The organism is Streptomyces sp. T12 (assembly GCF_028736035.1).
Taxonomy (GTDB): Bacteria; Actinomycetota; Actinomycetes; order Streptomycetales; family Streptomycetaceae; genus Streptomyces.
Genome location: NZ_CP117866.1, coordinates 6,233,636 through 6,253,532 on the forward strand (window position 1 = coordinate 6,233,636; position 19,897 = coordinate 6,253,532).

Below are 19,897 nucleotides of genomic sequence, written 5' to 3' on the forward strand. Positions count from 1 at the left end.
AGGCAGGATCGGCGGCGGCGGAAGGGGCCGTGGCAGATGGCCGAAGCACACAGCGAAGCGAGACGGATCGGTGAAGTGATCCGTCAGGCAAGGGTGTTACAGCGACGCTCGCAGAAGGACGTCGCCGCCGCGCTCGGCTACCACCAGTCCAAGGTCAGTCGCCTGGAAGGTGGCCGGGGCACAGAGGACATTCGCGTCCTGCGTGCCGTCGCGCAGGAACTCAAGATCCCACCTCAGCAGTTGGGCCTCGCCACTTCCGAAGCCTCCGCTGCCGATCCCGAAGCAGACGACATGCACCGCCGTACGTTCCTTGCTGCGAGCATCGCCGCGCTCGCAACCCCGGCCACCTCCGCTGCCGCCCACGACGATCTCGTCCAGGCACTCCTGCCCGGCCTGAGCCTGGCGGGCACAGATGCCCCCTTGGACACAGCGGTTCTCCGGGAGCGGGTCGGGGCTGCTCGCAAGCTGTTCTACACCTGCGACTATGCGGAGCTGGAGCGCATCCTGCCCGGCCTGATCGCTGACCTCAGGCTGGCTTCCAGCAGCACGACGGACAGTGATGTGCTGTCCGCGCTGCTGGCCACGACGTACCAGACTTCCACCAGTCTCCTGCTGAAGCAGCACGACCAGGGCAATGCCTGGCTCGCGGTCGGCCGTGCGATGGCTGAGGCCGAACGCTCCGGCGACCCGGTGGTGCTGGCCTCCAGCGTCCGCGTGCAGGCCCACGTTCTGGCCCGCGAGAAGCACACAGCCCAGGCCGTCACCCTTGTCCGCCACACTGCTGATCAGCTCACCGGTTCCTACGACCGCCGCTCTCCGAAGGACCTCGCGGCTGTCGGGCTGTTGCTGCTGCGTGGCGTGACTGCAGCAAGCGGAGGTGGCGACCGCGCGGCCACCGAGGAGTTCCTCGCTGAGGCCAAAGAGGTGGCCCGGTACGTGTCCCTCGACCGGCCCGATGCCTGGGCCAACTTCAGCCCCACCAACTTCGCCCTCCACGAACTCAGTGCTCTGGTGGCCTTCGGCGACTCCGGCCTCGCACTCCAGGCCGCCCGCCCACTCATGCGCCGGCACATCCCGGTCCCTGAGCGCCGGGCGGCCCTGTGGGTGGAGGCGGCTCGTGCCTACAGCCAGCAGGGACGCCTCTCCGACGGTTACCAGGCCCTGCGCATCGCCGAGACCTGTGCCGCCCAGGACGTACGCCGACCCGCCGTCCGCGACCTGGTCGCCGACATGGCCGCCCGCGACCGTCGCCGTACCCTGCCGGAACTGCACCACTTCAGCCGCCAACTGGGAGTTCCTGCGTGAGTGAGCCAGCCGCAACGGAGAAGAAGCCCTTCCTGTACGTCGTAGTGTGTGCCTGCGGCATCGCTGGTGACGTCGGCAAGCTGATCACCGCTGCGCAGGAGCGGCACTGGGACGTCGGCGTCGTCGCCACTCAGCAGGGCCTCGGCTTCCTCGACGTAGAGGCGATCGAGGCACAGACCGGCTACCCGATCCGCTCTGCCTGGCGCACGCCCGGTGAGGCCCGCCCTCTGCCGCCCGCGGACGCCATCGCGGTCGCGCCGGCCACCTTCAACACGGTCAATAAGTGGGCTGCCGGCATCTCCGACACCCTCGCGCTGGGCATCCTGTGCGAGGCGTACGGCATGGGCATTCCCACCGCCGTCCTGCCGTACCTGAATGCGGCTCAGGCCGCCCACCCCGCCTACCGTCGGAGTCTGGACCAGCTGCGTGAGATGGGCGTCCTGATCGGCTCGCATGAGCCCCACAAGCCCAAGGCTGGCGGAGGCGCCGACCGATTCCACTGGGACGAGGCACTGGATTTGTTGGAGCCCAAGTTGAAATAGCTGTGCAGGAACCCCAGCCAGGATCTCTGGGAGGAGCTGCTCCTCCGCCACTATCCTGATGCGATGGTCGATGTGGGGGTAAGCGAGCTGCGGCGAAGCCGCGAGCGGCTCGCGAAGCAGGGAGAGGCCGCAGAGCAAGCAGGGGATGGGGCAAGCGGCGGGCTACTGCTCTTCTATGCTGCCGAGTGCGGGTTGAAGGCTGAGGTGTTGCGCTGGATTCTGCAGCGCGAAGACACATCTGCCCTACCCAGCGACCTGCGATCGCACGATCTGCGCCGCCTGGCCAAGGCACTGAATCTGCAGGACCCTACCCCCGGGCAAGACCCATTGCGCTGCCGTCGCCACAAGGACAGTACTTGGATCGAGAGCCATCAGCTGCATGAGGCATGGCGCTATGGTGCAGAACTGCGCGCAGATGATCAGAAGGCTGCGCTGGAAGCATTGAAGTCACTGGTGAAGGACGCCAGGAAAGGATCTTGAGCGTTATGGCTGGCAAGCTCTTCACCTGGGTGGACATCGACTCTCAACTGGCGTTGGCAGCTGTCGAGGGCCGGTGGCCCCAGTGGTTGCTTGAGGTCGACGCCTGGTGGGACGCACTGGAGCTGACGGTTCGGCCGGGTACTGAGAACGCGGCCGTCCGCGACTGGCTGGACAGCCAGTTCGGCCTCGGATCAGCCACTGAACCAGGCGCGGGCCTGGAACTCGCCCTGGACCGTCCCAAATCTCACACCCCCCAATCGCTGCCTGTACGCCTGGTTGAAGCGATCGATTCCGGAGCAGCCCCACGCCGTCCAAAACTCAGTGAACGTCGTGTCACCTCGGCGCTGGGGGACGCGCTGCCGCGTCCAGAGAATGCTCAGTTCGTTAGCGACAAGCAACTCATCGCATTCCACTCCTTCAAGGGCGGCGTGGGGCGCACGTTGCACGCCGTGGCGCTGGCTGACTTCCTGGCCTCCCAAGGCCAGCATGTTCTCCTCGTGGACGCTGACCTGGAGGCCCCCGGCATTACCTGGATGTACCAAGCGCAGGGTGGGCGTTGTGATATCGCGTACGAGGACGTGCTCGCCCTCCTGCACGCTTCCAAGCAGGGCGACCCTACCCAGGCCGTGGAAATCGCTGCCGCGTACCTTCCTAACCAGCGTGTCTCGCGCTATCCGGGGCCAGGCCGTGTGACCGTGCTACCCGTCAGCCGACGTGTCCGGCTCGGCCCACCCCGCATCGGTCCCACCGACCTATTGACCGAGGATCGTTCACCGTACTTTCTCAGTGAATCTCTTGCGGCCCTCGCTGTCGCGGCTGAAGTCGACACCGTCGTACTGGACTTGCGTGCCGGAGCATCTGAGCTGGCGGCGCCCATCTTGCTGGACCCCCGCGTTACTCGGATCTTCGTCACTACAGTCAGTAGCCAATCCCTTCAGGGGACCGAGACCATGATCCGACAATTGGGGGCCCAGTCTCCGGCGGTAGCACGAACGGATCCGACCCCCGGCGCGATCGTGACGCAGTACCGACTCGACGTCCATGACCTGCATGCCGAGGAAGCACGAAGGGGCCTCTCCGCAGCGCTGTCGTCGGCCATTGCCGTGGCGGCCACTGATGAGTACACCTCAGAGGATCTCGCGGTTGACGAACAAGTCCTGACCAAGCCGCTGCTGAGTCCATTCCGCGAAGAGCTGCTCGCGCTGCCGCAGAGCTGGGACGCAGTTGTGGAGGTCATCCGGCGCTGTGGTCTGCCCGGCTTGCTCAGTGAGTTCGCACCAAGCGTCAAGCGGGCAGGACCGACGTCCGCGGACCAGCCGTCAACCCTGGACGAGCGTCGACGTGCGCTGGAAAGCACAGCAGGTCGTCTCGTCTTCGCTGAGCGACAGGGTATGGATTCCAGTCTCGGTTTCCTCACAACCGAGCCGGTACGTCGCCTGATTGCAGATCACAGCACCGACCTTCCAGTGGCGGTCGTCGTCGGCGCGAAAGGCGCAGGAAAGACATTTACGTTCGCCAGGATGTGCACTGCGGGGACATGGGATGCTTTTGCGCGCGAGAACGATCAGAGTGTCGAGCGCACAGCAATGGTCGTCCCTGTCCTGGACCCGGCCAACATCGCGGAGCCGCAAACTGGCGGGTTGTCACCGCAGTCGCTCCGAGACCGCGCGGCAGATGGGCGAGGCGTCACCGCTGATGAAATCCGAAGCCATCTAAACGCCGGCCTCGGGGATGCCCGTGCCCATGACACAGAGTTCTGGAGGTTGCGCTGGCTGGATTGCTTGGCCTGGTCAGCCGGTGCTGCACAGGAAGATTCTGCCGAAGAATTTCTAATCCGCCGGACCCTGGACACGTCCGGAGCCTGTCTTTTCGTGATCGACGGCTTGGAGGACTGGCTGGATTCCCTGGATTCGGAGCCTCGGCGTATCGCCCTTCGAACGCTATTGATTGAGGTTCCAGCCTGGCTCCGGCGCCTTCGTAATCGCTCGCTCGGCCTCGTGGTATTCGTGCGTCAGGACCTGGTTCGCGCGGCGATCAAGCAGAACCTCGGGCAGTTCCTCGACCGCTATGCGCCCTACGAGCTCCGCTGGGACACCGAAGACGCACTCCGACTCTCGCTGTGGATTGCGTCAAGTGCCAGCGCAGTAAGTACGCCAGAGTCGCCGATCGCGGACATGTTCTTCGAGGAGATCGTCCAGGCGCTCCTTCCCCTGTGGGGCGCGAAGCTCGGCACCGAGAATTCGCGTGAAGCGTGGACAGAGAGGTGGGTCCCTGCGGCTCTTGCGGACTTCAATGAACAGATCCAAGCCCGCGATGTCGTCCGTTTCCTGCGCGAGGCGGCTGCCGCGTCCACCGGCGACGAGCGCTGGTCGGACCGCGTGTTGACCCCTGCGGCCATGCGTCGTGCATTGGGTGCGTGCAGTCGTGCAAAGGTGGAGGAGATCAACCAGGAGAACCCTCGCCTCGGGAAGCTCTTGCGGCACATGGCAACCTTCTCGGACTCCGTCAAGATGCCCTTTGATGCAGCTGACCTGAACCTGACCTCGGATGACGTCGATGCCCTGGAGCAGTGGGGCGCGCTGGCCAGAGACGCCGACGGCCGCTACCGAATGCCTGAGATCTACCGACATGCGCTCGGATTCCGCACACAGGGCAGGGCACGCGTGGTTCGAAGTCTGTGAAGCCCGGAACACCGTTATCTTCTGGCGACAGAGACGACTACCTCTTCCACTGAGTCAACGTGCGCTGCGACGGCACCGTTCGGGAATGCCTCGACGCCCACGCCGCTGTCGTCGGATGCCCTGACTGAACGGCTCTTGACCAAGGCCGACTTGGGTGTCGACTACCCCCGTAAGGATCTGAGGGGCGAGCGGTGGAGCCACCTGCTTTAGTTGCCGGTTAGCACAACGTCGTCAAACAGGAGGCGATCTGCACTGGCAACGTCCTGGCGATGGTCTGCGGCTCGTGGACGCCAACCTGGGAGAGATGTTTGCCAAGCCCCAGGTCTCTCTGCTCCTGGCCCCTCTGCCTTGGCAGAGGGGCTCGGTGTAAGCGCCGAATCATCGGGCCCTGCGGGCTTGATTGTTACGGCTCGCCGAAGGCCGGGCAGCGCGACCGTTGCCCTTGGCCGCGGCGGTGGTGGGTTCGGACATCAGGGTCGCGTCGGCGGACAGGGCGGCCATGCGGCGCAGTCGCCACACCAGCACATCGCTGACTGAGTCCGCCGTCTGCAACTCCTTCTGTCTGGCAGCCTCGACCAGAAGATGGGTCGGGTCATATCCGGCAGTCTCCGTGTCTGAGAGGGTGGCTGCGAGCGCGTACCAACCCGGTTCGGCCAGGATCCGTTCCGCGAGTTCCGGTACTGCCTGACGCAGATGGCTAACCTGCTTGTGCCGCAACGGCTGAGACAGGCATCGGCCCCGCTGATACAGGATCCCCAGCGGGATGTCGGCGGCGGTCCGGTAGGCGGCGCGCAGGTGCTCGGCGGCCTGGCGGGCGGCAGCGGCCTGCTGGGCATGGTCCTTCTTCGCATGCCAGTGGGCGGCGGCGGTCACGAGGAAGAACAGCATGTCGATCGCCATCGCGGTGGCGGCACCGTCTTCCCCGCGGCCGAGTGCGGGCCCGCTGCACACGAGATCGCGCGCAGCCTGATGCAGGGCGCGGTCGTGCCCGAGCTCGGCCTGAACGTGGGAGCGGGTGGCCCGCTCGAACACGAAGGCCGCCTCACGCAGTTCGGCACGGGTGTGGGCGGCGGAGGTCTTGGCGAGCGCGTCTAGGACCTCCCCGGCGGCAGCCATGTGCGCGGCGACCTGGGCGTCCTCGCCGTGATCGATGACCAATAGCGCCTGCCATGCGGCCGTGGCCGTCCGGCGCCGCGCTGTGGCCGGCCCACTCGGTGCTTCGACGGAGGGCGTATCTGCGTTCGGGCTCGGGGTGTTGCCGGAGAAGCGTTTGCGGATGCGGGGCAGAGACAGGTCGGGGGCGAGTGTGGATCCGGCGTAGTAGACCGGCTCCTTGTCCCCGTTGCGGTCGTCGGGCAGGGCGACCTTGTAGCCCTGCAGCTCGCCGGAGGGCAGCACCTTGGTGCGTACGAGAAGTCCGGCGTCCTTGAGGCGGCCGAGGAACTCGTCCGTGGAGGTGGCGCCAGCGACCGCGCGACGCACGGTCTCGCGCAGTTCCTCGCGTGCGGTGCGGTCCCGGCTCTCGCGTTCGGCCTTGTGCCGTTCGGGGCTGGTGGGTGGCTTGGCGGCGGTGCCGTCGCCGGGCGCGACGCGGCGCAGGTTGTAGTCGACTTCGATGAGGCGGCATTCGGCCTGGGCGCGACGGGCCTCGTTGTGCAGGCGGGGCCGACGGCCGTCGTCCCGGACCAGGGTTGCGATGATGTGGATGTGGTCGTCGGCGTGCCGGACGGCTGCCCACCGGCAGGCTTGCTCGTCGCCGTCGGGGGCGATGCCGGTGGCGGCGACCATGCGGCGGGCGATGGCCGCCCAGTCCTCGTCGGACAAGGTCGGGTCCTCCGGGGCGGCCCGCACGGACAGGTGCCACACGTGTTTCTCGGGGCGCTTGCCGACGGGCAGGGCGTTGACGGGCTGGTCGAGCAGGCGCTGAAGCTGCTCATAGCTAGCCTTCGGGTCGCGGCCGGGGTCGGGGGTGAGCGGGTCGAAGGTGGCTACCAGGTGCGGGTCGATGTGCTCCTCTGCGGTACCGGGGCCGTAGAGGTAGTTGATGAGCCCGATCGTCTCGCTGCCGCGGTCGTGGATGCTAGGGATCACTCAGCGGCACCGCCATCGCGGTGGGCGAGCAGGGCATCGACGGCATCCTCCATACGGCGGGCAGCGCTGCGCACGGCCTTGGCACCCGTGTCCAGATGGGGTGCGTCGGCGCCGGAGTTGAGGGCCCTGGTGATCTGGTTGAACAGGCCGTGGATGCGGCCGAGGTGCCGGCGGGCGGCGAACAGCTCGTCGATGACGTGCCGTTCGGTGGCGATCTCGGCGGCGGTGCGGTTCAGGTCGCGGGCGGCCTTGTCGACGGCATAGGCGAGGAAGGCGGCATTGGACATGTGGCAGTGGGCGGCGGCGTCGGTGAAGCGCTGGAACTCGGTGTCGTTCATGCGGCAGCTGGGCTGGTGCAGACGCTTGCGTGAATTCGGCTGACGAGCGCGCTGACGTCTCTTCGAGACGGACTCGGTCGGCCGTTCCCCTCCCTGCTGCGGTCCGCCCTCGGTCGCAGCCTGAGGCTCCGGTGCCCCCTGGCGCTGGGCTGTTCCCGCCACCCCTGGGGCGGGAATCCCGGGAGCATTGCTCCCGGGACAACTTGCTGCGCTGTCTGGGGCTGAGGTGGTGTGCATCTGCTCCTGAGCTGTGGGCAGTTCGTGCATGGTGGTGCTCCGGTGCTCCGGTGCTGAGGGGGCGGGAGGCGTGTCACGTGCGTCGCATCCGTCCCATGCCTGGTCAGCACAGGTACGGACGCTCGGGCAGGTACGGAGGTGTCCGTCCCGGTGAGGACATCCGTCCCCGCGCTGACCTGCGCGGGGACGGATGCGACGCAGTGATACGGACCGAGGGGGAGGCGGGTCAGCGGGCGCGTTTGGGGCCGGCGGTGCCGCCGGGCGGGCCGATGGGCAGCTGGCCTGCCGGGGCGGCGGGCGGCTTGCCCTGAGCCGCCCGGTACGCGGGCGTGGCGTCGTGCGCGGGTGCGGGCGCCGTCTCGGTGAGGTCGGGGCAGTGGCGGGCCCAGCTGTCGAGGAACCGGTTGCGGGCGTACCCCTTGGCCTGCCTGCCCTTGTCGAACCGGTAGTTGGCCGGGCGGATGTCGAAGTCCCGGAGCATTCTGCCCAGGTGGTAGGCGTTGAGCCCGTTGGTGCCGTGCTCTGCCCAGGGGGCGTCGGGGTCCTGGAGCAGGGCGGTGACCAGATCCAGGGAGGACAGGGCTTCGGGGTTGCCGTGTGCCTCGAAGACGTGGTGGATGTCGCGCAGCAGCCGCGTCTTCAGGTTGGTCTGCTCGTCCTGGACGGCCTCGAAGCGGGTCATCGCCACACAGGCCGCACGGGCGCTGGCTGGCCAGTGGCCGCCGGCCAGGTCAGCGATGATGACCAGCGGCTCCCAGGTGTCCGCCGCCCGGTCCTCCACCGGCATCGTCGGCGCCATGCGGCCGGCTGTGCCGCGCAGCGGGCCCAGCCAGGCGGCCAGCTTGTCCCGCAGCGCGTTCAGTTCCGGTGTGGCGTAGCGCGAGCGGAACGGGGTCACCTTCTCGCCCGGCTTGCGCTTTTGCATGCGGAGCACGACCGCCCGGTCGGTGATCGTGTCGGGTAGGTCGCCGATCGAGGCCAGCGCGGCCATGGCGAAGGTCGGATACGGGGTCGGCTTGTGCTCCGGCCCGGAGATGCGCCAGGCGGGCCGGTTGCGCTGGTGTCCGGCGTTCAGCAGGCCGCGCAGTTCCTCGTTCTCGCCGGCCTTGCTGAAGATGGTGTCGGCCTCGTCCACCAGGATCGTGCGCGGGTTCTTGCCGATGACGCGGAACAGCACCGCCGTGGACATGTTCACCGTCATGATCGGCTGGTGCACGGTCTCGTGGAGCACGTCCAGTACCCGGGACTTGCCGCAGCCCTTCGTCGGGCCGACGACCGCCAGACGCGGCGCGTGCTGCAGAGCGGTCTGGATGTGCGTGGCCGCCACCCACAGGGTTACCGCTGTCAGCGCCTCTTCACTGGGCAGCACCACGTACTTGCCGATCGCCGACCGCAACTCATCCAGCAGTTCCGCACCGTCACCGGAACCCCGTTCCCCACGGGCTGCCGGTCCCCCAGGAGGCCGGGAGCCGGTCCCGTGATCCGGTCCCCGTGCGTCGACGGGACCGGTCCCCTCCTGCTGGCCGGCTCCCGCCACAGGGTTGTCAGTCCCCAGCGACTGGCGGGGACCGTGATCACCGTCCCCATTGCGGTCCCCAGGTGCAACTGCAGCCTCTTGGGGACCGGTCCCCATTATGGTGCCGCTGACCTGCGGGTTTGCGCCGGATGTTGATACGGGGACCGGGACGTGCGGGGACCGAGCAGCGGGCACATCGCGGGGACGGTCCCCAGCAGCGGTATCAGGAGACGGCTGGGGACGGTCCCCGTGTGCTTCCGCATCCGCCGAGTACTCGACGGTCCCCGACGCCGGGGACCGTGTCTCCGCCTGATCCCTGCGGCGCCGGGGGACGCCCTCGCCGGGGACCGCGGGAGTGGGCCAGTCGGTCGGGGAGGTGTTCGTGGAGCTGGGGGACGTAGGGTCCTCCATAGGCGTTCCTCTCCGGTGAGAGGCAGGACGGGCAAGGTCCCGCCCCTCACCAGGTCATTCGTTCAGGGATGCGCGATCAGTTGGGAAGTCTTCGGCCCTCGGCGCTGGCGCGCCGGGGACCGCTTCGTTGTCCGCGCCAGACGCGGGGTCAGGCCGTGAGGTCGTACGACGTCTGGGCATCCAGCCACGCGTCCACCTCCCGCCAGCGGTAGCGCAGGTGGCGGCCGACCTTGTGGACGCTGGGGCCGATGCCCCGGTACTTCCACTGGTAGAGGGTCTTGACCGGTACCCCGAGGTACGCGGCCACGTCGGCGGGAGTGGCGAGCTGGTCACGCTGGGCGCCGGCAAGGCGCGGGGAGTGGTTCGGCAATGAGGTCTCCATATCGGCATCAGGGTTTTGGATGGCAGGCGTGGGCAACACGGCCACACCGCCTGGGAAGCGTCCAGAGTGAATTCTGAAACCCCCGGTTACTTCCCTCGGCGTCGCCGGGGAAGACCAAAACAGTAAGGGCGGATCGCCGGTTGCCGAAATCGCTCCCGCGGAAGCCGAAATTTTCTGCGGCGAAGCAACCGGCCGAGGTGCCGGAATCCGGTACCCCAGCAGCTCAGAGGCGGCGTACAGCAGTCAGAAGTGACGCGGCCAGCCCGCCGGACACCTCATCCAATAGGTGCTCAAATCGCCCAATTCTTTGACGCGGAGGGAAGGTAGCACAACCTCCCCGCTGAAACGGCTCGTGATGTGCCGGAATTCGACGAGACGAACACCACTTCGCCTCCGGGCGACTTTTGGAGAGTTTAAGAACTAACTCTTGCCGTGACGGTCGACTGCAAGTTACAGCTATTTGTCATGCCCAACCGACCTGTCGAAATAGGCCCCGCTGGCCTCCACGCCGTCAAGCACCCACGCCTTGTGCTGACCTGCCCCAGCACCAGCTCGCCGCCCCTCCCGCAGCCCTACTGCTCCCGCGGCTGACGCGCGCCGCTGCGACCCACGCCACCCCCCGTCCCCAAACCCCATCCAGGAGGCCCTTCTTGGCTGACGTGTACGACCGCTGGCACAAGTCCCACCCCAAGCCTGCCGAGGCCGAGTGCGGCGAACACAAGAGCCGTACGAAGCGGATGGTTCCCACCGCCGACCACGGCATCGGCAAGCGCTGGCAGGTCCGTTATCGCGACCTGGATGGCCATCAGCGCAAGGAGAATTTCCACACGAAGGCCGAGGCGGACAACCGCGCCGCCGAGGTCGACGTCGAGATCCGACGCGGCTCCTACGTCGTCCCGGCCGAGACAAAGCAGACGCTCAGCGCCTACGCGCAGAAGTGGCTCGACGCGAACTCCGTCGGCCCGACGACCGCGCTCCGCTACGAGGCGACCGTCCGCAACCACATCGTCGAGCACCTCGGCCGGCGCGAGCTGCGGTCCCTCAACCAGCCCTCGATCATACAGGGTTGGATCCGCACCCTCCAGGACGCTGGCCTTGAGGTGTCAACGATCGAGGGCATCTTCGACATCCTCTCCAGCATCCTCGGCACGGCTGTGGAGGACGGGCTGCTGCCGAAGAACCCCTGCAAGGCGAAGTCGGTCAAGCTGCCGACCGCGACCAAGAAGAAGATCATCCCTTGGTCGCTGGAGCGCGTCCGTGCGGTCATCGCCGCACTTCCAAAGCGCTTCCAGGGCGGCGGCAGACTCGCCTTCGGCTGCGGTCTGCGGCAGGGCGAGGTGTTCGGCTTCGCCGTCGAGGACATCGACTTCAAAGGCGGTTGGATCCACGTCAACCGCCAGGTACGGCTCGTCGGCACGAAGCCTGTCTTCGCCCTGCCCAAGGGCAACAGGATCCGGTCAGTGCCCCTGTCGGCTCAGCTGGCCTCGGCCCTCAAGGCTCACATGAAGGAGTTCCCGCCGGTCGAGGTCACCCTGCCCTGGGCCAAGCCAGATGGCGAGCCGAAGACCTTCCGCCTTCTCTTCGTCGACGAGAAGAAGCGGGCCTACAACCGCAGCGTGTTCAACATGGGCGCCTGGAAGCGCGCCCTTGCCGCCGCCGGCGTCATACCTCCCCGCGAGCGCGGCGCGCGCTACCTCCAGGCGGCCCCGGAAGACGGGATGCACGCCCTCCGGCACGCCTACGCGTCCGTACTCCTGGACGCGGGGGAAAGCATCAAGGCGCTCTCCGAGTACCTCGGCCACTCGGACCCGGGCTTCACGCTGCGGACGTACACGCACCTGCTGCCGTCCAGCGAGACCCGCACCCGCAAGGCGATCGACGACGCCTTCACGGAAACGGAAGCCGAGGCGGAAGGCAACGACGACCCACCCGCAGCCCAGGGCACATCAGCACCCCCAGCAAAACCAATGTGCCCTCAATGTGCCCTGGCCGCCTGACGGCCCCTCCCCGGCACCAAAAAGGGCGAGGCCCGAAGACCCCGCCCGAAACCACCGAAACACCAGGTCAGGGCCACACCAAGCAATACGGCTGATGCCCCGCCTCATGCAACCGGTGGCTGAAGTCCTGCCACTCGTGCAGCAGTTGGTACACATTGAACGCATCCCGAGGCCCACCCCGGTCCGGCACCGTGGACCAGATGAAAGCGGCCGCGCCGACCGCTTCCTCTCCTATACCCCGCAGCGGATCGACCACCGTCATCGGCAGCTTGACCACCGCGTAGTCGGGATGCAGGACCACCAGCTCCAGCGGGGGCACCTTGTGCAGCGGGACGCCCTCGATGCCCGTCAGGACCATCGCGGCCATCGTCTCCGGCTTGATCTTGGTGAACATGCCGTTCATGCCGAGTTCGTCGCCGCCGAGTTCCTCGGGGCGCATCGAGATCGGGACGCGGGCCGCGGTCGCACCGTCGGGCGCGCCGAAGTACTTGTACGTCACCCCCACCCGACCACCATTCCTGCTCGCCCTCAGCCGATCAATGTGACGGTCGGCCCGCTCTGACTCGTTCGGTACACCCGGCATATCTGGTACTACGTGTCCGTGACGTGCTTCGTTCGAATCCTCCGCGTCGCGCCGGTGCCTTCCCCGCCGGGCACGTCGAGGACCCAGGTCATCAGTCCCCTCGCCCAGTCCGCCACCGCGATGCATATCTCCACCCGACTGCTTTTCTAGGACGCGTGACGCCTGCCGCGCAACCCGATCATCGTGTCAGTGACCTCCCCCACGGCCGCCCGCCGAAACGTGCGTTGAAACACCTGTCCGCAGGATCTTTTCAGTCCCCGACCATCACGCCCCGCATGAGCTGTGTGTATCACGTCCAGTCTCGCAGATCGCGGGGAGGTGGCGGGGGGTGCTCGGGGGCGAGGGGGCGTGATGGGGGGAGCGGAGGGGAGGGAGGGGAGCGGAGACGGGGGAGGGATGGGGAGGTCACCGACGCTGGTCCCGCCCGGTCGAGTCGAGCAGCGCCCCGCTGCCCCCGCCGCCCCCTGGCCTACCCTGAGGAGGTCACTGGCAACCGGAGTCCGAGATCATCGGAGTAGGTCACAGAAGGTCGGAGTAGTCGCAGGTCATGAGCGAAGCGCCCTCTTCAGGAACGCCCTATCCATACGATGCGCCTGCCTCGCAGGCTCTGTTCGACCGTGCGGCCGCCGTCACGCCGGGCGGCGTGAACTCCCCGGTGCGCGCCTTCCGGGCCGTGGGCGGTACGCCCCGGTTCATGGTGTCCGGCACGGGTCCGTACCTGACCGACGCCGACGGGCGCGAGTACGTCGACCTGGTCTGCTCCTGGGGGCCCATGATCCTCGGGCACTCCCACCCGGACGTCATCGCCGCCGTCCAGGACGCCGTCTCCCGCGGCACCTCCTTCGGTACGCCCGGTGAGGGCGAGGTCGCGCTCGCCGAGGAGATGGTCGACCGGATCGAACCGCTCGAGCAGGTGCGGCTCGTCTCCAGCGGTACCGAGGCCACCATGTCCGCCATCCGGCTCGCCCGCGGGTTCACCCGGCGGTCCAAGGTGATCAAGTTCGCCGGGTGTTATCACGGGCACGTCGACTCGCTGCTCGCCGCCGCCGGGTCGGGGGTCGCCACCTTCGCCCTGCCCGACACCCCCGGCGTCACCGGCGCCCAGGCCGGCGACACCATCGTCCTCCCCTACAACGACCTCGAATCCGTACACGAGGCCTTCCACCGCTACCCCGGTGAGATCGCCTGCGTGATCACCGAGGCCTCGCCCGGCAACATGGGCGTCGTCCCGCCCCGCCCCGGTTTCAACCAGGGACTGAAGGACGCCTGCCAGAAGAACGGCGCCCTCTACATCTCCGACGAGGTCATGACAGGGTTCAGGACCAGTCGCGCCGGGTGGTACGGCATCGACGGGGTCAAGCCCGACCTCATGACCTTCGGCAAGGTGATGGGGGGCGGCTTCCCGGCCGCCGCCTTCGGTGGTCGCGCCGATGTGATGGCCCACCTCGCGCCCGCCGGGCCCGTCTACCAGGCCGGCACCCTCTCCGGGAACCCGGTAGCCACCGCCGCCGGCCTCGCCCAGCTGCGGCTCCTCGACGAGGCCGCGTACGACACCATCGACGCCGTCTCCGCGCAGATCCAGTCCCTCGTCACCGAGGCCCTCGCCAAGGAAGGCGTCGCGCACCGGCTGCAGACCGCCTCCAACATGTTCTCCGTCTTCTTCACGGACCGGGACGTGCGCAACTACGAGGACGCCAAGCGGCAGGAATCCTTCCGCTTCACCGCCTTCTTCCACTCGATGCTGGCGCAGGGCGTCTATCTGCCGCCCTCGTCCTTCGAGTCCTGGTTCGTTTCCACGGCGCACGACGAGCAGGCCGTCCAGCGGATCGCCGACGCCCTCCCGGCGGCGGCCCGAGCGGCGGCGGAGGCCACGGCGGCATGACCGACAACGCCATGACCAACAGCAGCGACGTCACCGTCGTCCACCTCATGCGGCACGGCGAAGTCGCCAACCCGGACGGGATCCTCTACGGCCGTCTCGCCGGGTATCACCTGTCCGAGCTCGGACGGCAGATGGCCGACCGGGTCGCCGAGCACCTGGCCTCCCGCGACGTCACGTACGTCTGCGCCTCCCCGCTGGAGCGGGCGCAGGAGACCGCGACGCCGATCGCCAAGGCGCACGGGCTCGACCTCGCGACCGACGCGCGGCTCATCGAGGCCGACAACGTCTTCCAGGGCAAGACATTCGGGGTCGGGGACGGGGCCCTCAAGAAGCCGGAGAACTGGAAGCATCTCGTCAACCCCTTCAAGCCGTCCTGGGGTGAGCCGTACGTCGAGCAGGTCATCCGCATGATGGGCGCGCTCGACGCCGCCAAGGACGCCGCGCGCGGGCACGAGGCCGTGCTGGTCAGTCATCAGCTGCCGATCTGGATCGTGCGGAGTTACGTGGAGAAGCGGCGCCTGTGGCACGACCCGCGCAAGCGGCAGTGCACGCTCGCCTCGGTGACGAGCTTCACGTACCAGGGCGACAAGATCGTGTCCGTCGGTTACTCCGAGCCCGCCATCGACCTCGTCCCCGCCCATCTGCGCGCAGGTGCCAAGCCGGTGAAGGGGAAGGACAAGGCCTTCGGCGCATAGCAACGTCCGACAACGTCCGTTTGGGGCGCTGTGACAGTCCTGTTGCATTTGTTCCGAAACGTGTGCGATTAGACGGAACCTCCCTGTTCGTCGCGCCCTCTGACTGGGTGACCACCAGAGGATGCGACGGACGGGAATGGAATGCGCGACTTCAACCGAAGGGGACTTCTCGGGCTCGGAGCCGGAGCGGCCGCCGCCCTCGGACTCGCGGGATGCGGCACCCTCACGCCGTCAGACGGGTCGAACGACGTTGGAGGTTCCGGAAACGACTCGGACAACAAGCCCGGCACCCAGGCCAACCGCGCGCGTCCCATCGGCGACGGCTCCACCTCGTACACCGGCAAGCAGCCGAACCAGCCCGGCGCGCCGAAGCCCCTCGAACCCGGTGAGACCCCGCCGCAGTTCGTCATCTTCTCCTGGGACGGCGCCGGCGAGGTGGGCAACGGCCTCTTCCCGCGCTTCCTCGACCTCGCCAAGGAACACGGCGCGCACATGACCTTCTTCCTCTCGGGGCTCTACCTCCTGCCCGAGTCGAAGAAGCGGCTCTACGAGCCCCCGAACAACCCGCGCGGCGCCTCCGACATCGGCTACCTCACCGACGAGCACGTCAAGGCGACGCTCGCCGGCGTCCGCCGCGCCTGGCTCGAAGGGCACGAGATAGGCACCCACTTCAACGGCCACTTCTGCGCCGGCACCGGCACCGTCGGCAACTGGACCCCGCAGCAGTGGCGCAGCGAGATCGAGCAGGCGAAGGCCTTCGTGAAGGAGTGGCGGACCAACAGCGGGTGGACCGACCTGCCGTCCCTGCCGTTCGACTACGACAAGGAACTCGTCGGCGGCCGTACGCCGTGCCTGCTCGGCCAGGACAACCTGCTGCCCACCGCCCGCGAGCTGGGCTGGCGCTACGACGCCTCCTCGCCGGGCGGCCGCCAGGTGTGGCCGCAGAAGAAGCAGGGGCTGTGGGACCTGCCGTTGCAGCAGATACCTTTCCCCGGCCGCTCGTTCGAGGTCCTTTCCATGGACTACAACATGCTTGCCAATCAGTCGGTCAACTCGACGAACGCGCCCAGCTACAACTACCCGGCCTGGCGGAAGCAGTCGGCACAGGCGTATATCCAGGGATTCAAGCGGGCATACGAGACAAACCGGGCCCCCTTCTTCGTCGGCAACCACTTCGAGCAGTGGAACGGCGGCATCTACATGGACGCCGTCGAGGAGGCGCTGAAGCACATCGCGCGGGAGAAGGAGAAGGGCGAGGACATACGACTGGTCTCCTTCCGGCAGTTCGTGGACTGGATGGACGTACAGAAGCCGGAGGTGCTCGCGCAGCTGCGGACGCTCGACGTCGGGCAGGAGCCCGTCGGCGGCTGGAAGAGCTTCCTGAAGGGCAGCTCCACGGGATCCCCGCAGAGCACCTCGAACGCCGCCTGAAATGCGGGTCTACGTCCGGGAGGGGGGTGCGCAAGATCCCCAGAACGGGCATGCGAAACTTTTCACATGAGTGCCGCCAGCCGTGCCCCCCTGCGCTCGAACCGCAGCCGTGCCGTCCTGCTCACCGCGACAGCCGTGGCCGCCGCGCTGACCCTGTCCGCGTGCAGTTCCGGCGGTACGTCGGGTGGCGGCGGTGACACCAACTTCGTCACCGGCAACAACGGCATCGACACGGTCGCCAAGAGCGCGCGGACGCCGGCGCCGGCACTGTCCGGCGAGACCATCGACGGCAAGCAGCTCACCACCGCCGACTACAAGGGCAAGATCCTCGTCATCAACGTATGGGGATCGTGGTGCCCGCCCTGCCGGGCCGAGGCGAAGAACTTCCAGACCGTCTACGAGGACCTCAAGGACCAGGGCGTCGAGTTCGTCGGCCTCAACACCCGGGACACCAGCACCACCCCCGCGAAGGCCTTCGAGAAGGAGTTCGGGGTCACCTACCCGAGCCTGTACGACCCCACGGGCAAGCAGATGCTCCGCTTCAAGAAGGGCACGCTCAACCCGCAGCTGATCCCGTCCACGCTGGTCCTCGACCGCCAGGGCAGGATCGCGGTGCGTGCGCTCCAGCCGCTCAGCGAGGACACGCTGCGCGGCATGATCAAGCCCGTCCTCGCGGAGAAGTGACGTGACCGCAGTGTCCACGCTCGCCGAGGCCGTGGTGGGCCGCAACGAGACGGTGCTCAGCGGTGCTCTGCTGCTCGCGCTGCCCATCGCGATGCTCGGCGGCCTCGTCTCCTTCTTCTCCCCGTGCGTCCTGCCGCTCGTCCCCGGTTACCTCTCCTACGTCACCGGAGTCAGCGGCACCGACCTGGCCGAGGCCCGGCGTGGCCGCATGGTCGCCGGTGCCTCCCTCTTCGTGCTCGGCTTCACCGCGGTGTTCGTCTCCGGCGGGGCCCTGTTCGGCTACTGGGGCTCGACCCTGCAGGAGAACAAGGACGTCCTGACGAAGATCCTGGGCGTGCTCATGATCCTCATGGGCTTCTTCTTCATGGGCCTGATGCCCTGGCTCAGCCAGCGGGAGTTCCGCTTCCACACCAAGCCGGCCACCGGGCTGGCCGGCGCCCCGGTGCTCGGCGCGCTGTTCGGCATCGGCTGGGCGCCCTGCATCGGCCCGACCCTGTCCTCTGTGCAGACGCTCGCCTTCAACGAGGCCAGCGCCGGACGCGGCGCCATACTGACCGTCGCCTACTGCCTCGGCCTCGGCCTGCCTTTCGTGCTCGCCGCGGTCGCCTTCCGTAAGGCGCTCGGCGCCTTCGCCTGGGTCAAGCGCCACTATGTCTGGGTGATGCGCATCGGCGGCACCATGATGATCGTGACCGGTGTGCTGCTGCTGACCGGCGCGTGGGACCGCATCGTGCAGGAGATGCAGGTCTGGTCCGACGGCTTCACTGTGGGGATCTGATCCATGAGCAACACCAAGACCAGCGCGCCCGACAACACCCCGGGGCCTGCCGAGGACCAGGACCTGGGCGCCGCCGGCTCCCAGCTCTCCACCGCCCCCACCGAGGAGATCTCCCATCTCCCCTCCCTCGGCGTCATCGGCTGGGCCCGCTGGTTCTGGCGGCAGCTCACCTCGATGCGGGTCGCGCTGCTGCTGCTCCTGCTGCTGTCGCTCGGCGCGATCCCCGGCTCGCTCATCCCGCAGACCGGCATCGACGAGACGAAGGTCGCCGAGTTCCGCAAGGCGCACGAGACGCTCGCGCCGATCTACGACAAGCTCGGCCTCTTCCACGTCTACAGCTCGGTGTGGTTCTCCGCGATCTACATCCTGCTGTTCGTCTCCCTCATCGGCTGCATCGTCCCGCGCACCTGGCAGTTCGTCGGCCAGCTGCGCGGCCGTCCGCCGGGTGCCCCGAGGCGCCTGACCCGGCTGCCCGCCTACACCACCTGGCGCACCGAGGCCGAGCCCGAGCAGGTCCGCGCGGCCGCGCTCGCCCTGCTGAAGAAGCGCCGCTTCCGCGCCCATCTGTCCGGCGACGCCGTCGCCGCCGAGAAGGGCTATCTGCGCGAGGTCGGCAACCTCGCCTTCCACATCGCGCTGATCGTGATGCTGATCGCCTTCGCCTGGGGCCAGCTGTTCAAGTCCGAGGGCAACAAGCTGATCGTCGAGGGCGACGGCTTCTCCAACACCCTCACCCAGTACGACGACTTCAAGTCCGGCAGCCTCTTCAGCCAGGACGACCTCGACCCCTTCAGCTTCACCCTGAAGAACTTCAAGGGCACCTACGAGACGACCGGCCCCAACCGCGGCACCCCGCGCACCTACGAAGCCGACCTCACCTACAGCATCGGCGCCTACGGCAAGGACAAGAAGACCACCGTCAAGGTCAACGAGCCGCTGGAGATCGGCGACTCGAAGGTCTACCTCGTCAGCCACGGCTACGCCCCCGTCATCACGGTCCGCGACGGCAAGGGCGACGTCGTCTACCAGGACGCCGTGCCCCTCCTTCCCCTGGACGGCAACGTCACCTCCACCGGCGCCATCAAGGTCATGGACGGCTACCGCGACGCCAAGGGCAAGTGGGACCAGCTCGGCTTCCAGGCCTTCTTCCTGCCGTCGTACGGCGGCTCGGGCACCGCGGTGGTCTCGCAGTTCCCGGCACTGCTCAACCCGGTGCTGAACCTGGAGGCCTACCACGGCGACCTCGGTGTCAACTCGGGCCTCCCACAGAGCGTGTACCAGCTGAACAAGAAGAACCTGAAGGGGTTCAAGGACTCCAAGGGCGCGCAGCTCAGGGAGAACCTGAAGCCCGGCGAGACCATGAAGCTCCCGAACGGCGCCGGCTCGATCACCTTCGAGAAGGAGGTCAAGGAGTGGGCCGGCTTCCAGGTCGCCCGCCAGCCCGGCAGCGGCTGGGCGCTCGCCGGTTCCGTCGCCGCGATCTTCGGCCTCGCCGCCTCCCTGTTCATCCAGCGCCGCCGCGTGTGGGTGCGGGCCACCACCGGCAGTGACGGCGTCACGGTCGTCGAGATGGCCGGCCTCGGCCGCAGCGAGTCCGCCAAGGTGCCCGAGGAACTCGGCGACCTCGCCGGGATCCTGTACGAGCAGGCGCCGGGGGCACCCGACGGCACGGGGGCGGAGCCGGACGGTGTGTCCGACTCCGACGCCGCATCTGCCGAAGGGGCTGAGAATTGAATCCTCTCCCGTGCGGAACAAGGGAGATTCCTGGCTCTCGCCGCCCGGCGGACCAGCGGCCCTCCGGGTCTTCCACGATCAACGCCAGCCGGGTTGAAACCAGCCCGGTAACACGACCGCAACTCTTCTC

Annotated in this window: 16 protein-coding genes; 11 read left to right on the top strand and 5 right to left on the bottom strand. The window is 67.7% G+C overall.

Translation table 11 applies throughout. The annotated features are described in order from the left end of the window. The first annotated feature begins 36 nt into the window (after nt 1–36). The 4 genes from PBV52_RS28165 to PBV52_RS28180 all read left to right on the top strand — a co-directional run bounded on the left by PBV52_RS28165 (nt 37) and on the right by PBV52_RS28180 (nt 5,008). Nucleotides 37–1,305 carry a helix-turn-helix domain-containing protein gene (locus PBV52_RS28165; protein WP_274242000.1) on the top strand — a complete coding sequence of 423 codons (1,269 nt, stop codon included), beginning with the start codon at nt 37–39 and terminating at the stop codon, nt 1,303–1,305. Next, nucleotides 1,302–1,847 carry a flavoprotein gene (locus tag PBV52_RS28170; RefSeq protein ID WP_274242002.1) on the top strand — a complete coding sequence of 182 codons (546 nt, stop codon included), beginning with the start codon at nt 1,302–1,304 and terminating at the stop codon, nt 1,845–1,847. The genes PBV52_RS28165 and PBV52_RS28170 overlap by 4 nt, the downstream gene beginning before the upstream one ends. Before the next feature lie 63 nt (nt 1,848–1,910). Further along, a complete protein-coding gene (locus PBV52_RS28175; RefSeq protein ID WP_274242004.1) occupies nt 1,911–2,327 on the top strand; it encodes a hypothetical protein in 417 nt (138 codons plus the stop codon). Between the two features lie 5 nt (nt 2,328–2,332). After that, the gene (locus PBV52_RS28180; RefSeq protein ID WP_274242005.1) at nt 2,333–5,008 is read left to right on the top strand and encodes a KGGVGR-motif variant AAA ATPase; all 2,676 of its coding nucleotides are present in this window, start codon (nt 2,333–2,335) and stop codon (nt 5,006–5,008) included. Between the two features lie 378 nt (nt 5,009–5,386). Here the strand turns inward: PBV52_RS28180 and PBV52_RS28185 are convergent, their stop codons facing one another. From PBV52_RS28185 to PBV52_RS28200, 4 genes are all read right to left on the bottom strand, one after another. Next, nucleotides 5,387–7,099: a relaxase/mobilization nuclease domain-containing protein gene (locus tag PBV52_RS28185; RefSeq protein WP_274242006.1), complete on the bottom strand. Its 1,713-nt coding sequence runs from the start codon at nt 7,097–7,099 to the stop codon at nt 5,387–5,389. Next, nucleotides 7,096–7,437, bottom strand: coding sequence for a plasmid mobilization relaxosome protein MobC (locus tag PBV52_RS28190; protein WP_274242007.1), 342 nt, complete (start codon nt 7,435–7,437; stop codon nt 7,096–7,098). Before PBV52_RS28190 ends, PBV52_RS28185 begins: the two co-directional genes overlap by 4 nt. 463 nt (nt 7,438–7,900) lie before the next feature. Further along, the gene (locus tag PBV52_RS28195) at nt 7,901–9,070 is read right to left on the bottom strand and encodes a DUF3631 domain-containing protein (RefSeq protein ID WP_274242008.1); all 1,170 of its coding nucleotides are present in this window, start codon (nt 9,068–9,070) and stop codon (nt 7,901–7,903) included. Nucleotides 9,071–9,749: 679 nt separating this feature from the next. After that, nucleotides 9,750–9,983, bottom strand: a complete 234-nt coding sequence (locus PBV52_RS28200) for an AlpA family transcriptional regulator (RefSeq protein ID WP_274242009.1) — start codon at nt 9,981–9,983, stop codon at nt 9,750–9,752. A gap of 659 nt (nt 9,984–10,642) precedes the next feature. Here PBV52_RS28200 and PBV52_RS28205 point away from each other — a divergent pair. Further along, nucleotides 10,643–11,980: a site-specific integrase gene (locus tag PBV52_RS28205; protein ID WP_274249633.1), complete on the top strand. Its 1,338-nt coding sequence runs from the start codon at nt 10,643–10,645 to the stop codon at nt 11,978–11,980. Nucleotides 11,981–12,047: 67 nt separating this feature from the next. Here PBV52_RS28205 and PBV52_RS28210 read toward each other — a convergent pair whose 3' ends face one another. After that, entirely contained in the window at nt 12,048–12,485 is a 438-nt protein-coding gene (locus tag PBV52_RS28210) for a hypothetical protein (protein WP_003974483.1), read from the bottom strand. Nucleotides 12,486–13,110: 625 nt separating this feature from the next. Here PBV52_RS28210 and hemL point away from each other — a divergent pair. From hemL to PBV52_RS28240, 6 genes are all read left to right on the top strand, one after another. Further along, nucleotides 13,111–14,445: a glutamate-1-semialdehyde 2,1-aminomutase gene (hemL, locus tag PBV52_RS28215; protein WP_274242015.1), complete on the top strand. Its 1,335-nt coding sequence runs from the start codon at nt 13,111–13,113 to the stop codon at nt 14,443–14,445. Further along, nucleotides 14,442–15,140 (top strand): histidine phosphatase family protein, encoded by a 699-nt coding sequence (locus PBV52_RS28220; RefSeq protein ID WP_274242017.1) that lies wholly within the window; start codon nt 14,442–14,444, stop codon nt 15,138–15,140. Before hemL ends, PBV52_RS28220 begins: the two co-directional genes overlap by 4 nt. Before the next feature lie 141 nt (nt 15,141–15,281). Continuing rightward, nucleotides 15,282–16,571 (top strand): hypothetical protein, encoded by a 1,290-nt coding sequence (locus tag PBV52_RS28225; RefSeq protein WP_274242018.1) that lies wholly within the window; start codon nt 15,282–15,284, stop codon nt 16,569–16,571. Nucleotides 16,572–16,637: 66 nt separating this feature from the next. Then, complete coding sequence (locus PBV52_RS28230; protein WP_274242020.1) at nt 16,638–17,255, top strand: TlpA disulfide reductase family protein; 618 nt, start codon at nt 16,638–16,640, stop codon at nt 17,253–17,255. Between the two features lies 1 nt (nt 17,256). Next, entirely contained in the window at nt 17,257–18,033 is a 777-nt protein-coding gene (locus PBV52_RS28235) for a cytochrome c biogenesis CcdA family protein (RefSeq protein WP_274242021.1), read from the top strand. 3 nt (nt 18,034–18,036) lie between these two features. Next, nucleotides 18,037–19,767 carry a cytochrome c biogenesis protein ResB gene (locus tag PBV52_RS28240; RefSeq protein WP_274242022.1) on the top strand — a complete coding sequence of 577 codons (1,731 nt, stop codon included), beginning with the start codon at nt 18,037–18,039 and terminating at the stop codon, nt 19,765–19,767. The last annotated feature ends 130 nt before the right edge of the window (nt 19,768–19,897 follow it).

Excerpts from the sequence above, each read along its gene's own strand:
- PBV52_RS28165 (WP_274242000.1), top strand. The coding sequence starts at position 37 with ATGGCCGAAGCACACAGCGAAGCGAGACGGATCGGTGAAGTGATCCGT.
- PBV52_RS28175 (WP_274242004.1), top strand. The coding sequence starts at position 1,911 with ATGGTCGATGTGGGGGTAAGCGAGCTGCGGCGAAGCCGCGAGCGGCTC.
- PBV52_RS28180 (WP_274242005.1), top strand. The coding sequence starts at position 2,333 with ATGGCTGGCAAGCTCTTCACCTGGGTGGACATCGACTCTCAACTGGCG.
- PBV52_RS28190 (WP_274242007.1), bottom strand. The coding sequence starts at position 7,437 with ATGAACGACACCGAGTTCCAGCGCTTCACCGACGCCGCCGCCCACTGC.
- PBV52_RS28200 (WP_274242009.1), bottom strand. The coding sequence starts at position 9,983 with ATGGAGACCTCATTGCCGAACCACTCCCCGCGCCTTGCCGGCGCCCAG.
- hemL (WP_274242015.1), top strand. The coding sequence starts at position 13,111 with ATGAGCGAAGCGCCCTCTTCAGGAACGCCCTATCCATACGATGCGCCT.
- PBV52_RS28220 (WP_274242017.1), top strand. The coding sequence starts at position 14,442 with ATGACCGACAACGCCATGACCAACAGCAGCGACGTCACCGTCGTCCAC.
- PBV52_RS28225 (WP_274242018.1), top strand. The coding sequence starts at position 15,282 with ATGCGCGACTTCAACCGAAGGGGACTTCTCGGGCTCGGAGCCGGAGCG.
- PBV52_RS28230 (WP_274242020.1), top strand. The coding sequence starts at position 16,638 with ATGAGTGCCGCCAGCCGTGCCCCCCTGCGCTCGAACCGCAGCCGTGCC.
- PBV52_RS28240 (WP_274242022.1), top strand. The coding sequence starts at position 18,037 with ATGAGCAACACCAAGACCAGCGCGCCCGACAACACCCCGGGGCCTGCC.